This is a genomic window from Wenzhouxiangella sediminis (genome assembly GCF_003410055.1).
GTDB classification, from domain to species: Bacteria; Pseudomonadota; Gammaproteobacteria; order Xanthomonadales; family Wenzhouxiangellaceae; genus Wenzhouxiangella; species Wenzhouxiangella sediminis.
In genome coordinates, this window is record NZ_QUZK01000027.1 from 1 (window position 1) to 14,105 (window position 14,105).

At 65.7% G+C, this 14,105-nt stretch carries 13 protein-coding genes; all 13 read left to right on the forward strand.

Going from position 1 to position 14,105, the window contains the following annotated elements:
• Positions 1–70 precede the first annotated feature (70 nt).
• The 13 genes from serC (at position 71) to DZC52_RS06335 (ending at position 13,976) form a co-directional block, all read left to right on the forward strand.
• A complete protein-coding gene (gene serC, locus DZC52_RS06275) occupies positions 71–1,138 on the forward strand; it encodes a 3-phosphoserine/phosphohydroxythreonine transaminase (RefSeq protein ID WP_116650278.1) in 1,068 nt (355 codons plus the stop codon).
• A complete protein-coding gene (gene pheA, locus DZC52_RS06280) occupies positions 1,101–2,243 on the forward strand; it encodes a prephenate dehydratase (protein WP_181918813.1) in 1,143 nt (380 codons plus the stop codon). Before serC ends, pheA begins: the two co-directional genes overlap by 38 nt.
• Before the next feature lie 235 nt (positions 2,244–2,478).
• Complete coding sequence (gene hisC / locus DZC52_RS06285) at positions 2,479–3,603, forward strand: histidinol-phosphate transaminase (RefSeq protein ID WP_116650280.1); 1,125 nt, start codon at positions 2,479–2,481, stop codon at positions 3,601–3,603.
• Between the two features lie 16 nt (positions 3,604–3,619).
• Positions 3,620–4,915, forward strand: a complete 1,296-nt coding sequence (gene aroA / locus DZC52_RS06290; RefSeq protein ID WP_116650281.1) for a 3-phosphoshikimate 1-carboxyvinyltransferase — start codon at positions 3,620–3,622, stop codon at positions 4,913–4,915.
• Positions 4,916–5,043: 128 nt separating this feature from the next.
• Entirely contained in the window at positions 5,044–5,736 is a 693-nt protein-coding gene (gene cmk, locus DZC52_RS06295) for a (d)CMP kinase (protein ID WP_116650282.1), read from the forward strand.
• Between the two features lie 99 nt (positions 5,737–5,835).
• A complete protein-coding gene (gene rpsA, locus DZC52_RS06300) occupies positions 5,836–7,557 on the forward strand; it encodes a 30S ribosomal protein S1 (RefSeq protein WP_281268747.1) in 1,722 nt (573 codons plus the stop codon).
• Positions 7,558–7,625: 68 nt separating this feature from the next.
• Positions 7,626–7,916, forward strand: a complete 291-nt coding sequence (ihfB, locus tag DZC52_RS06305; RefSeq protein ID WP_116650283.1) for an integration host factor subunit beta — start codon at positions 7,626–7,628, stop codon at positions 7,914–7,916.
• Positions 7,917–7,923: 7 nt separating this feature from the next.
• A complete protein-coding gene (locus DZC52_RS06310) occupies positions 7,924–8,199 on the forward strand; it encodes a lipopolysaccharide assembly protein LapA domain-containing protein (RefSeq protein ID WP_116650284.1) in 276 nt (91 codons plus the stop codon).
• On the forward strand, positions 8,192–9,361 hold the full coding sequence (lapB, locus tag DZC52_RS06315; RefSeq protein ID WP_116650285.1) for a lipopolysaccharide assembly protein LapB: 1,170 nt from the start codon (positions 8,192–8,194) through the stop codon (positions 9,359–9,361). The genes DZC52_RS06310 and lapB overlap by 8 nt, the downstream gene beginning before the upstream one ends.
• On the forward strand, positions 9,361–10,383 hold the full coding sequence (locus DZC52_RS06320; RefSeq protein WP_181918814.1) for an MraY family glycosyltransferase: 1,023 nt from the start codon (positions 9,361–9,363) through the stop codon (positions 10,381–10,383). Before lapB ends, DZC52_RS06320 begins: the two co-directional genes overlap by 1 nt.
• Positions 10,384–10,385: 2 nt before the next feature.
• Positions 10,386–12,272 (forward strand): polysaccharide biosynthesis protein, encoded by a 1,887-nt coding sequence (locus tag DZC52_RS06325; protein WP_220338285.1) that lies wholly within the window; start codon positions 10,386–10,388, stop codon positions 12,270–12,272.
• A gap of 52 nt (positions 12,273–12,324) precedes the next feature.
• A complete protein-coding gene (locus tag DZC52_RS06330; protein WP_116650288.1) occupies positions 12,325–13,356 on the forward strand; it encodes an alpha/beta hydrolase in 1,032 nt (343 codons plus the stop codon).
• A 44-nt stretch (positions 13,357–13,400) separates the two neighbouring features.
• A complete protein-coding gene (locus DZC52_RS06335; protein WP_116650289.1) occupies positions 13,401–13,976 on the forward strand; it encodes a NifU family protein in 576 nt (191 codons plus the stop codon).
• Positions 13,977–14,105 lie beyond the last annotated feature (129 nt).

Genomic DNA, 14,105 nt, shown 5'->3' on the forward strand with positions numbered 1-14,105 from the left:
ACCCTGAAACCTGAAACCTGAAACCTGAAACCTGAAACCTGAAACCTGAAACCTGAAACCTGAGCCCTGCATGCCAATGCACAACTTCTCCGCCGGCCCCGCCATGCTCCCGCTCGGGGTTCGCGAGCGCCTGAGCGAGGCGCTGGCGCCTTCGGCCGACGGTGCGCCTTCGATCGCCGAGGTTTCGCATCGTGGGCCGCGGTTCATGGCCTTGGCCGAGGAGCTGCACCAGCGGCTGCGCGAGCTGACCGGCATCGGCGAGGAGCACGCCGTGCTGCTGCTGCACGGCGGGGCGAATTGTCAGTTTGCACAGCTGCCCATGAATCTGGCTGCCGACCGCACGGCGGCATTCCTGATATCGGGGCACTGGGGCAAGAAGGCCCTGGCCGAAGCCGAGTGCGTCGCGCGCACGCAGGTAGTCGGCAGCAGCGAAGAAAGCGATTTTACCGACCTGCCCGAAATGGGGCATTTGCCGGCCGATTGCGCCTACCTGCATTACACCGGTAACGAGACCATTCACGGGCTGCAGTACGAGCACCCGCCGCGCGTGGCCGTGCCGCTGGCCGCCGACATGTCCTCCGAATTCCTGTCGCGGCCCTATCCCTACCGCGACATCGCGGTGACCTACGCGGGCGCCCAGAAGAATCTCGGAATCGCCGGGTTGACCGTGGTGCTCGTGCGGCGCGACCTGCTCGAGCGGGTACCCGACAGCTTGCCGCGTTTCCTCGACTACCGCAGCTGGGCGAAGGATCTGAGCCTGTACAACACGCCGGCGAGCCTGGCCTGGTTCACGGCCCTGGAAATGCTGCGCTGGATCGAGCGCCAGGGGGGGCTCGAAACGATCGCGGCGCGCAACCGCGAGAAATCCGGCGTGCTCTACCGCGCCATCGACGAGTCGGACTTCTGGCGCAATCCCGTAGCCGACCACTGTCGCTCGGTCATGAACGTACCGTTCTGGCCGGCGGACGAGTCGCTGGTCATGCCGTTTGTCGAGCAGGCCGAGGCAGCGGGCCTGCAGGGCCTCAAGGGGCATCGCGCCCTCGGCGGCCTGCGGGCCAGCCTGTACAATGCCCAGACCCTGGAAGCGGTGGAGACCCTCGTTGAGTTCATGCGGGAATTCGAAAGACGGTTCGGATAAGGCCAAGATCGATCTCGACGAGATTCGGCGCCGGATCGATGCGCTCGACGAGCGCATCCAGGCGCTGATCGCCGAGCGGGCCGGACTGGCGCAGGCCGTGCGCTCGGCCAAGGGCGAGGCCGCGACGCCGGCCGAGTACTACCGGCCCGACCGCGAGGCCCAGGTTCTTCGCCGGGTGATCGAGCGTAACGAGGGCCCGCTGGCCGATTCGGTCATGCTGCGCGTTTTCCGCGAGATCATGTCGGCCTGTCTGGCGCAGCAGGAACCGCTGCGCGTGGCCTATCTTGGGCCGGAGGGCACCTTCACCCAGCAGGCGGTCTTCGCGCAGTTCGGCCATTCGGTCAGCGCTAGTGCGGAGACCGGCATCGACGAGGTGTTCCGGCGCGTGCAGGGCGGCGAGGTCGATTTCGGTGTCGTGCCGGTCGAGAACTCCTCGCAGGGGATCGTCACCCACACGCTCGACATGTTCATGCATTCGGATGTCCGCATCGCGGCCGAAGTCGAGCTGCGGATTCACCAGCACCTGTTGACCCGCGCCCGCTCGCTCGACGACATCGAGCGCGTCTACGCGCACCAGCAGTCCCTGGCCCAGTGCCGGATGTGGCTGGCCGGACACCTGGAGCATGCCGAACTGATCGCCGTGTCCAGCAATGCCGAGGCGGCCCGGCGAGTTCGCAACGCGCCCGATGCAGCCGCCATCGCCGGGCGCAACGCCGCCGAGATCTACGGCATCCCCGTACTGTTTGCCAATATCGAGGATCACGCCGACAATACGACGCGCTTCCTGGTGCTCGGCCGCGAACTGCTGCCGCCCTCGGGCGAGGACAAGACTACCCTGATGGTCGCCGGCCTGGACGGCCCGGGCGCGCTGTTCGACCTGATCGAGCCGCTGTCGAAGCACGGCGTCAACATGACCCGGATCGAATCGCGGCCCTCGCGCGAGCGGCGCTGGGACTACGTGTTCTTCATCGACGTCGAAGGTCACGTGGACGATCCCGGCCTGAAGGATGCGCTGGCGGAAATCGAGAGCCGCGCCGCCCAGGTCCGCATCCTCGGCTGCTACCCCCGCGCCGTCGTCGGTCGCCTGCCGGGGGAGCGGGAGTAAGGCAAAAGGTCAAAAGAAAAATTCGTCCACAGATGAACACAGATGAACACAGATAAAAGAAAAAAGAAGAACCGAATCAAGAAGAGATTCTGTTCTCTCGGAATCTGAAGATCAGCGGAAAGTATCTATAGCTCGCAAAGGTTTCGGACGGCTGGTGTTTTCCATCTGTGTTTATCTGTGTTCATCTGTGGACAATTAGGTTTTTGGATTTTTGGTTTTTTTGGAAGGAATCTGAATGAAGCAACGCGATTACTCCGACCTGGCCGCACCGGGCGTGCGGGAGCTCATGCCCTACCTGCCGGGCAAGCCGATTTCCGAGCTCGAGCGCGAGTACGGCGTCACCGACTCGATCAAGCTGGCCTCCAACGAGAACCCCCTGGGCGCCAGCCCCCTGGCGATCGAGGCCGCCCGGGCCGAGCTCGATGACGTCTGGCTGTATCCCGACGCCAACGGATTCCACCTCAAGCAGGCCCTGGCGAAGAAGCACGGCGTTCCCGTGGAAGCCATCACCCTGGGCAACGGCTCCAACGACGTGCTCGTGTTCCTGGCCCAGGCCTTCCTGCAGCCGGGCCTGGAGGCCGTGTTCTCGCAGTATGCCTTCGCCGTCTACCCGATCGCCACGCAGATGGTGGGCGCGAAAGCCAACATCGCGCCGGCGTTGCCCGCCGACCACGCGACCATGCCGCTGGGGCACGATCTCCGCGGGCTGTTCCACCGCGTCGGCAACGACACGCGCCTGGTCTTCGTCGCCAACCCGAACAACCCGACCGGCACCTGGCTGTCGGGCGAGCGGCTTAAGGACTTCGTCGGCTCCCTGCCGCCGCACGTCATCTGCGTCGTCGACGAGGCCTATACCGAATACGCCGAGTCCGACACCCTGGGCGACGCCTCGACCTGGCTGGAAGAATTCCCGAACCTGGTCGTGACCCGGACCTTCTCCAAGGCCTACGGCCTGGCCGGCCTGCGGGTGGGCTACGCTCTGTCGAACCCGGGCATCGCCGATATGCTCAACCGCGTCCGGCCGGCCTTCAACGTCAACGCGCCGGCTCTGGCGGCCGCCCGCGCCGCGCTCGACGACCATGAATTCATCGCCGAGACCCGCCGCGTCAACAGCGAGGGCATGCGGCAGTTGAGCGAGGGTTTCGAGAAGCTGGGGCTGACCGTCATCCCCTCGGCGGCCAATTTCCTGCTCGTCGGTTTCAACCGCTCCGGCGCCGAGCTCAACGAAGCACTGCTCAAGCGCGGGGTGATCGTGCGTCCGGTGGGCAATTACGGCCTGGACAACTACCTGCGCATCACCATCGGCACGCGCAAGCAGAACGAGCGGCTGCTGGCTGCGCTGTCGGAAATCCTCCAGTGATCCCCGCGGCCGCACGATGCGCCTGACCGTTCATCCCGCCGCCCTTGCGCTGGGCGGTCGATACCGGCCGCCCGGCGACAAATCCGTGTCGCATCGGGCCGCCATCCTCGGCGGTCTGGCCGGCGGCGAGACCGAGATCCATGGCTTCCTCGACAGCGCCGACACCCGCGCGACGCTGGGCGCGATGCAGCAGCTCGGTGCCCGGGTCGAGGAATCCGGCGGTGTTATCCGCATTCGTGGTGGATCGCTGAAACCGCCGGCGGGTCCGCTCGACCTGGGAAACTCGGGCACCGGCATTCGCTTGTTGGCCGGCGCGCTGGCGGGCCACCCGGACCTGCAGGGCGCTGCTATCGAGCTGGTGGGCGACGAGTCGCTCTCGCGCCGGCCGATGGCGCGGATCATCGAGCCGCTGGCGCGCATGGGCGCGCGCATCCAAAGCCGCGACGGTCGGGCACCGCTGGTGATCGAGCCGTCGAAGCTGACCGGGCGACGGCATACCCTCAGCGTCGCCAGTGCCCAGGTCAAGTCGGCCATCCTGCTGGCGGGGCTCTTCGCCGAGGGCGAGACGGTGGTCGTGGAGCCGGGCGTGAGCCGCGACCACACCGAGCGCATGCTGCCGGCCTTCGGCGTGGGGCTGCACGACGGCGAGCCGGGCGTCGCCGTCAGTGGCGGACAGGTCCTGTCGGGCACGCGGATCAAGGTGCCGGGCGATCTCTCCTCGGCGGCCTTTGCCCTCGCGGCCGGGCTGCTGGTCGGGGGCTCGGCCATTCAACTCGAGGGCATCGGGCTCAACCCCACGCGCAGCGGCTTCGTCGATATCGTTCGACACATGGGCGCGCAGGTCGCCATCGAAGGCGACCGCACCGACGGCGGCGAGCCGCTGGGCCGGCTGACCGTCGAGGGCAGTGCGCTGGCCGGTATCGATATCGCCCCGGAGCAGGTGCCGCTGGCCATCGACGAGTTTCCCCTGATCATGGCCCTGGCCGCCGCGGCCGAAGGCGTCACGCGCATCCGCGGCGCCAGCGAGCTGCGCGTCAAGGAATCCGACCGCATTGCCGTGATGTGCCGGGAGCTCGCCCGACTCGGTGTCGCCGTCGAGGAACTCGACGACGGCGCCGTCGTTACCGGCGGGCCGGTGCGCGGCGGAGAGGTCGACAGCCACGGCGACCACCGCGTGGCCATGAGCCTGGCGGTGCTGGCCCTGGTCGCCGAGGCGCCGGTGACGATCGACAACGCCGAGTGGATCGAGACGAGTTATCCGGGCTTCGTGGAAGACATTCGGGCCCTGGGGGCGGAGATGGTGTGGGAATGACTTGGTTTTTTGGTTGGTTGGTTTTTTGGTTTTTTGGTTGGCAGAGACTGTCGCCAGAGATCGGGTTCGCAACCCTCCTATAATGTGGCGTCAGCGTCCAAAACACCAAAACACCAAAAGACAGTCCCATGTCCGATGTCTCCGATTCCTCAGTCCCGGTTTTAACCATCGACGGCCCCTCCGGCGCAGGCAAGGGCGCGGTTTCGGCGATCGTGGCCGAGCGGCTCGGCTGGCACCTGCTCGACTCCGGGGCCGTCTACCGGGCGGTGGCGCTTGCAGCTCTGGACCGCCGAGTGGATCCCGAGGATGATCTCGCCCTGGTGTCGCTGTGCGAGAACCTGGACCTTCAGTTCCAGTCGAGCGAGGACGGTATCGCGGTGCTGCTCGAGGGGCGGCCGGTCGACGAGCGCCTGCGCAGCGAGGCCGTGTCGGTCATGGCCTCGCGGGTTGCTTCCCGCCCGGCCGTGCGCCGGGCGCTGCTCGGCTTGCAGCAGCAGTTCCGGCGCCCTCCCGGGCTGGTGGCGGACGGCCGTGACATGGGGACGGTGGTTTTTCCGGACGCCCCGGTCAAGGTGTTTCTCGACGCCAGCGTGGAGGAGCGCGCACGCCGTCGGCATAAACAGTTGAAAGAAAAAGGGGAAAGTGTTAAATTCTCCCGTCTTTTTCACGACCTTGCCGAGCGCGACCGCAGGGATCGTGAGCGGGCCGTCTCACCGACGGTTCCGGCGCCGGATGCGGCGGTCATCGACTCGACCGAACTGACGCTGGAGCAGGTGGTCGAACGCATCCTCGATCTGGCCGCCGAATCGGCCCGGTCGTGAAAAGGAACCGAGCGAAGTCCCGGCCCCGCGTGAGGCGGCGGTCGGATTTTTTCACGAGCGTCTTTCAAGGGACGCGGAAACCAGAGAGACAAGCGGACATTGAACGCCAACGCCGCGCAGATCTTGCAGGAAGAACCAAACGTAATGACCGAATCATTTGCCGAACTATTTGAACAGAGTATTGCCGAGAAGGACCTTCGCCCCGGGGCGATCGTCATGGGCAAGATTGTCGATATCCGCGACGACGTGGTCGTCGTCAATGCCGGGCTGAAGTCCGAGGGTATCGTTCCCATCCACCAGTTCCGCCAGCCCGACGGCGAGCTGGAAGTGGAAGTGGGCGACGAGGTGGAAGTCGCGCTGGACACCGTCGAGGACGGTTTCGGCGAAACCCGCCTTTCGCGCGAGAAGGCCAAACGGGCCCGGGTCTGGACCAAGCTGGAACAGTCCTACGAAAACGAAGACAACGTGATCGGTCAGATCAGCGGCAAGGTCAAGGGTGGTTTCACCGTCAACATCGACGGCATCCGCGCCTTCCTGCCCGGTTCGCTCGTGGACGTTCGTCCCGTGCGCGATCCGGCCTACCTCGAGGGCAAGGACCTCGAGTTCAAGATCATCAAGCTCGATCGTCGTCGCAACAACCTGGTGGTCAGCCGCCGCGCGGTGGTCGAACACGAATACGCCGCCGAGCGCGAAGACCTGATCGAACGCCTGACCGAGGGCGCGGTGGTCAAGGGTGTGGTCAAGAACCTCACCGACTACGGTGCGTTCCTGGACCTGGGCGGCATCGACGGCCTGCTGCACATCACCGACATGGCCTGGAAGCGTGTTCGTCATCCTTCCGAAGTCGTGGAAGTGGGCGACGAGCTGGAAGTGCGCGTGCTGCGCTTCGACCGCGAGCGCATGCGCGTTTCGCTGGGTCTCAAGCAGCTGGGTGACGATCCCTGGGAAAACATCGATCGCCGTTATCCGCCGACGACCCGCCTGTTCGGCAAGGTCACCAACATCACCGACTACGGCTGCTTCGTCGAGATCGAGGACGGCGTCGAGGGCCTGGTTCACGTCTCCGAAATGGACTGGACCAACAAGAACGTCAACCCGGCCAAGGTCGTGCACGTCGGCCAGGAAGTCGAGGTCATGGTGCTGGATGTCGACGAAGAGCGTCGCCGCATCTCGCTGGGCATGAAGCAGTGCACTCCGAACCCCTGGGAAGCCTTTGCCGCCACGCACAACAAGGGCGACAAGGTCTCCGGCGCCATCAAGTCGATCACCGACTTCGGTATCTTCATCGGCCTGGACGGCGGCATCGACGGGCTGGTCCACCTGTCCGACATCTCCTGGATGACCCCGGGCGAAGAAGCCATCCGCAACTTCCGCAAGGGTGAGGAAGTCGAGGCCACGGTGCTGGCCGTCGATCCGGAGCGTGAGCGCATCTCGCTGGGCATCAAGCAGCTCGAGCAGGATCCGTTCGCGACTTACATGGCCGAGCATCCGCGCGGTTCGATCGTGACCGGCAAGGTCAAGGAAGTCGATCCGAAAGGTGCCGTGGTCGAACTCGCCGACGGCGTGGACGGCTACATCAAGGCCTCCGACCTGGCCAAGGAGCGCGTCGACGACGCCACCAAGATCCTGTCGGAAGGAGACGACATCGAAGCCAAGTTTGTCGCCCTGGATCGCAAGACCCGCAACCTGACGCTGTCGATTCGCGCCAAGGACGACGATGAACTGGCCGAAGCCGTCGACCAGTACAAGACGTCCCGCAGCGGCGGCAGCACCACGCTGGGCGACCTGCTCAAAGAGCAGCTCGAGAACAAGGACGACTGAGACGACATCCGTGAGCCGGCGCCGCTGCACCGCGGCGGCGCCCGGCCGGTTCCGCACGGGGAGCGGTTATGACCAAATCCGAATTGATCGAACGCATGGCGGGTGAACAGAATCACCTCAGCCAGGCCGACGTCGAACTGGCAGTGCGCTGCATCCTCGAGCAGATGAGCCGTGCGCTGTCGGAGGGGGATCGGATCGAGATTCGCGGATTCGGCAGCTTTTCATTGCATTACCGTCCGCCGCGCATGGGCCGCAACCCCCGTACCGGCGAGTCGGTGGCTTTGCCGGGCAAGTACGTGCCGCACTTCAAGCCGGGCAAGGCGCTGCGGGAGCGGGTCAACGAAGGGGCGTCGGACTGAACGGCGCATGTATCGCTGGCTCCTGATCCTGCTCGTTCTCCTGGCCGCGATAGCCGGCCTGGTCGTCGGCGTGCTTAACGGCAGCCCCGCGACCCTGGACCTTCTGTTGACCGAGCTAACGCTGCCCCTTGGCGGCCTCGTCCTGTTGGCGCTTGCAGTGGGTGTGCTGTGTGGTCTCGCGCTGTCCTGGCTCCTGTTCTTTCTTCCCGGGCGCCTGAAACGAAGGATTCGATCCCGCAGACACGGCAAGGGGGCCGAGCTGGCTGACCGGCAGCATGGCTGAGCTGGTCGTTCTTTTCACCCTGCTGCCGATTGCCGCAGCCAGCGGCTGGTACCTGGCCCGCATACAGAGCGCGCGGCGCAATCGCAAGCGTGCCAGCGCTTTCTCCAGCAACTACTTTCGGGGCCTGAACTATCTGCTCAACGAGCAGCCCGACAAGGCCATCGAGGTCTTCCTCAAGCTGGTCGAGGTCACTCCCGATACGGTCGAGACCCACCTGGCCCTCGGCAGCCTGTTCCGGCGGCGTGGCGAGATGGACAAGGCGATTCGCTTTCACAAGCACATCATCACCCGCCCCGGGTTGACCGACGAGCAGAGAGCCCAGGCGCTGATGGAGCTGGGTGAGGACTACATGCAGGCCGGGCTGCTCGATCGCGCCGAGTACCTGTTCTCCGACTTGCTCGATCACGACGATTCGCATGTCCGTCCGGTGCGCCAGCTGCTCGACATCTACCAGCAGGAGAAGGATTGGGAGAAAGCGATCGCCCAGGCGCGGCGCCTGCAGCAAGTCGATGGGGAAAAATCGACGGCGCTGATTGCCAGCTTTCACTGCGAGCTCGCCCGCCAGGCCCTCGACCAGGGGGATATCGAAGGCGCGCGCCGCTCTCTTCGGCAGGCGCGCCGGTACGATCCCGCCAATGCGCGCGCGCATCTGATCCAGGCGGAGTTGGCGACACGGGACGGAGAGTGGGTCGACGCAGCCGATCACTTCAGGCAAGCGTGCGAGATCGATCCCGATTGCCTCAGTTTCGCCTTCGACACGATGGTCGATGCGCACAGGCGCGCGGGTCTCATGGTCGAATTCGAAGCGTGGCTCGAGAAACTGATCGATCGCAGCCCGATGACGACCGGCATCCTCGCGCTCGCCAGGATGAAGGCCGAAAGAGATCCTCATCAGGCGGTCGACTTTCTGTTGACGCACCTGTCCCGGCGGCCGACGGTGCGCGGACTCGATTATCTGATCGAGCTGGTCTATCGGCAGGGCGTGAGCCTGGACGAGGTGGGCCCCGAGCTGATCCAGGACATCCTGCAGCGACTGCTCGAGGGACAGCCCCGCTATCGATGCGAGCACTGCGGGTTCAGCGGCAGTTCCTGGCACTGGCTCTGCCCGGGATGTCGTCGCTGGAACACCACCCGGGCCATCACCGGCGTGCTCGGCGAGTGATGTCCGGACCGGCGTTCTGGCTGCTCCTGGCCGGAGCCGCCGCGGCGAGCGCAATCCTGACCGCGCCACTTCGTGCCTGGTTGCTGAGAAGGCGCATCGTGGATCTGCCGGGCTCGCGCCGAAGCCACGCGCTGCCGACGCCGCGCGGTGGTGGACTGGCCTGCGTCATTGCGCTCGCTCTGGCCTGGTTGGCATGGCCGGGCGCCTTGTCTGCCTGGTGGCCTCTGGTGACGGCGGTCGTGTTCATGGCAATCGTGGGCTGGCTGGAGGATCGCCATCAACTCTCGGCCCGCTTGCGCTTGTTCTGCCAGATGGCGGTCGCTGTCGGATTGCTGATGGCCGCCGGCGGGGTCGACTCGGTCAGTTTTTTCGGACACGATTTGCGTGCCTGGTGGCTATGGACCGGGCTGGGTGCCATAGCGATCGTCTGGTTGATCAATCTCTACAACTTCATGGACGGCTCTGACGGCATGGCCGCCATGCAGGGTCTGTGGGCGGGGGGAGTCGCTGCATGGCTGCTGTATTCCTCCGGTCAGTCACAGCTGGCGGCTTTTGCGTTGGCCGGCGCCGGCGCCTGGGGCGGGTTTCTCGCCTGGAATCGTCCGCCGGCCGGCATTTTCATGGGTGATACGGGTTCACTGGCGCTGGGTGTCGTCGTCGCCGGTTGTGCGGTGATGGGGGCGTCGAGCGGAGCGATCTCTGTTTGGATCAGTTTCATGATCTCGGCGCTCTTTGTCGTCGATGCGACTGCAACCCTGCTGTCGCGGGTGCTTCGCGGTGAGCGGTGGTATACTGCGCACCGGCAGCACGCCTATCAGCGCTTGCTCGATCTGGGCTGGAGCCATGGCAGGGTTCTGGGGCTTTACGCGCTGATCAATGTGCTCTTGGTGTTGCCGATGATCGCGGCGGCCGTGAGGTGGCCGCATCTGGACACCATGCTGGCTGCCGGTCTGGCGGTGGTACTTGCCGTGGGGTGGCGGGTCGTTCAGTCGGCTGCGACATTGAACAACGACAAGGCATGACCGTGACCGAACAGCCCGAAAAGCGAGGGTCCTTCCTGAATCTGCGTGCACTGGTCGTCGTCCATGACCTCGTCATGGTCGCGGCAGCCTGGCTGCTGGCTCGACTGACGTCGATGTGGCTCCTCGGCGCTGCCTCCATGGATTGGCAGCAGGTCGTGATCGAGGCCAATCTGGTGATCGTGCTCCAGGGCTTCCTGCACTGGCGCGCCGGCCTTTACCGCGGCGTCTGGCGTTTCGCCAGCCTGCCCGACCTGGGTAACCTGGTGCGTGCCGCGATCCTGGCGGCCGTATCCGCCGCGGCCGTGCTCCTGGTGCTGGAAGCGCCGCTGGAGCTGATGGTGCTCATGGTCTGGCTCTTTCCCGCGCTGCTGCTGTTCAACCTGGGCGTCCCCAGGCTGACCTATCGCGTCTTCAAGGACATGCGCCTGGAAGTACATCGCCGGCGGCAGACGCACCGCACGGTCATCCTCGGTGCCGGCCGTTCAGGCCGTCTGTTGTTGCCCGAACTTCGCCGCCGGGGGGGATTCGACGTGGTCGGCTTCCTGGACGACGACCGAGGGCTGAGAAATACCGAAATCGATGATGTGCCGGTACTCGGCGACATTGCCAGCCTGCCGCGCATCGCTCGCGAGGCCGACCTCGACATGGCCGCCATCGCCATTCCTTCGGCCACCAACGCCCAGATGCAGCGCGTCGTGGAAATCTGCGAGCGCGCCGGCGTCGAGTTCCGCACGGTGCCGACACTCAAGGAGCTCGGTGCGTCGCTCACCCGATTCGACGATCTCAAGCCGGTCGCCATCGACGACCTGCTCGGGCGCGAGCCCGTCTCCCTGGACTGGGAGTCGATTCGCGCCGGCCTGACCGGCAAGCGCGTCCTGGTCACCGGCGGCGGCGGGTCGATCGGCGCCGAGCTCTGCCGCCAGATCGCTCGCCTGGATCCGGCCGGCCTGGTCGTCCTCGACAACAGCGAGTTCAACCTCTACCGCATCGACTACCGGCTGAAGTCCGAATTCCGCGATCTGATGATCGAAACCGTACTCGGCGATGTCTGCGACCCCGCCACGGTGGAAACCGTCGTCAAGCGTGCCCGGCCGGAAGTGGTCTTCCACGCCGCCGCCTACAAGCACCTGCCCATGCTGCAGAACCAGGTGCGCGAGGCCTTCCGCAATAACGTGGTCGGTACCCGCCGGGTGGCCGACGCGGCGGTCCGCTACGGGGTCGGTACCTTCGTGCTGATTTCCACCGACAAGGCGGTCAATCCCTGCAACGTCATGGGGGCGACCAAGCGCATCGCCGAACTCTATGCCCAGCATCTCAACCAGGCCTCCGACACCAAGTTCATCACGGTACGCTTCGGCAACGTGCTCAACTCCACTGGCTCGGTTGTGCCGCTGTTCAACGAACAGATTCGGCGTGGCGGTCCGGTCACGGTGACGCACCCGGAAATCACCCGTTACTTCATGACCATCGCCGAGGCCGGGCAGCTCATCCTGCAGGCTGGCGTGCTGGGGCGCGGCGGCGAGGTGTTCGTGCTCGACATGGGTGAGCCCGTACGCATCGGCTTCCTGGCCGAGCAGCTCATCCGCTTGGCCGGCAAGGAGCCGGGTCGAGATATCGAGATCGTCTACACCGGCCTGCGCCCCGGTGAGAAGCTGTTCGAGGAACTCTTCCATGAGGACGAGTCCTACGCCACCACCGCCCACGAGAAGATCTTCCTCTCACAGGGCGCGAGCCAGGGACTGGAAGGCATCGACGAGAAGCTCAAGCGGGCGGAAGCCGCGGTGATGCGCTACGACAACAACGAGCTTCGCGGCATCCTGCTGGAACTCGTGCCGGAGTTGGGCAAGGTGCCCAGGCGCGACCGCAAGGTGATTCCCCTGAGCGGTTGACCGTCCTCGTACCATTTACGATCGCCGACCCATCGACTCCGGAGACCCGATCATGCCGAGACTCCGCCCCGATCCCGTTGCCCGCCGCGGCCGCGTGGTCGGTTTCGACCACGAATCACGGCTGCTGGAAGGCAATCCCCTGGGGGACCCGACGCATCGCCGTCACCCCGTCTACCTGCCGCACGGCTACGACGACAGCGACCGCCGCTATCCCGTCCTGTGGTGCCTTGCGGCCTACACCAACGCCGGCCCGGGCCAGGTCAACTGGCGCAACCATGGCGAGAACCTGCCCGAGCGGCTCGATCGCCTGATCGACTCCGGCGCCATGCCCCCGGTCATCGCGGTCTTTCCGGACTGCTACACCAGCCTGGGCGGCAACCAGTACGTCAACACACCCGCCATGGGGCCCTACGCCGACTACCTGATCGAAGAACTGATCCCGGCTGTCGACGGCGCCTTCCGGACGATTCCCGAGGCGTCGTCCCGTGCAGTCTTCGGCAAGTCCTCGGGCGGTTTCGGCGCCCTGCACCTGAGCCTCTCTCACCCCGGACATTGGGCAGCCGTCGCGAGCCATGCCGGCGATGCGGGGTTCGATCGCGCCTACCTGGGCGATTTTCCGCAGGCGGCCGGGGTGCTGGCCCGTCACGACGGCGATGTGGAACACTTCGTGCGCACCTTCTGGGGCGACAAGCGTCCCGGCGGTGCGCAGTTCCACACCATGATGACGCTGTGCATGGCCGCCAGCTACTCGCCGGACGAGTCCTGCCCGCTGGGGCTGCGCCTGCCCTTCGATCTCCACACCTGCCGGCTGGACGAAGCCGTCTGGGCGCGATGGCTGGCCTTCGATCCCGCCCGCCGCGTCGAAACCGAGTCGCAGCGAATGGCCGAGCTGGCCGGTCTGTGGATCGACGTGGGCAACCGTGACCAGTACTTCATCCAGTACGGCACCCGCGAGATGCACCAGAAGCTGGTGGAGCAGGGCGTCGACCATCATTTCGAGGAGTTCGACGGCACGCACTCGGGCATCGACTGGCGCTACGACCACTCGCTTCCCTGGCTTGCCGAGCGCTTGAAAGGCGGCTGAGCCGCCGGCACATTCTAGGCACACACCGACGAAGCGATCCCAGCATGCTGACTGTCACTCCTGCCGCCCGCGACTACTTCTCCGACCTGCTGGCCCAGCAGCCCGACGGCACCAACCTGCGCCTGCGCGTGACCAACCCGGGCACGCCGTCGGCCGATGTCGAGCTGACCTACTGCGGCCCCGGTGACCAGGCCGAAAGCGACGAGGACGTGGATTGCCAGGTCTTCAAGTTGTTCGTGGAGAAGGCCTCGGCCGAAACGCTCGACGGTGCCATGATCGATTTCGAGACCAATCGCATGGGCGGCGAGCTGTGCATCCGCGCCCCGGGCCTGAAGGGCAGGGCGCCGGCCGACGATGCCCCCGTCGAAGAGCGCGTTGCCTGGGTCCTGGAGACCCGCATCAACCCGATGGTGGCCTCGCACGGCGGCCAGGTCGGCCTGGTGGAGGTTACCGCCGAGAACGACGTGGTCCTGCAGTTCGGCGGCGGCTGCCACGGCTGCGGCATGGTCGACGTCACCCTCAAGCAGGGCATCGAGACGACGCTCCGACAGGAAGTGCCCGAGGTGCGCGAGGTGGTGGATGCCACCGACCACGCGACCGGGGAGAACCCCTACTACTGAGGATGGCCGGCTGGCGCCGTTTCGTTCGTTCGCTCCTTCGTTCTTTTGTTCTTTCGTTCCGGCGCGTTGGGGGTTGGGAGCCTGGGTGAGGTTGGTGCCACCGGGCGGTGCGGGGGTCTCGACACGTCG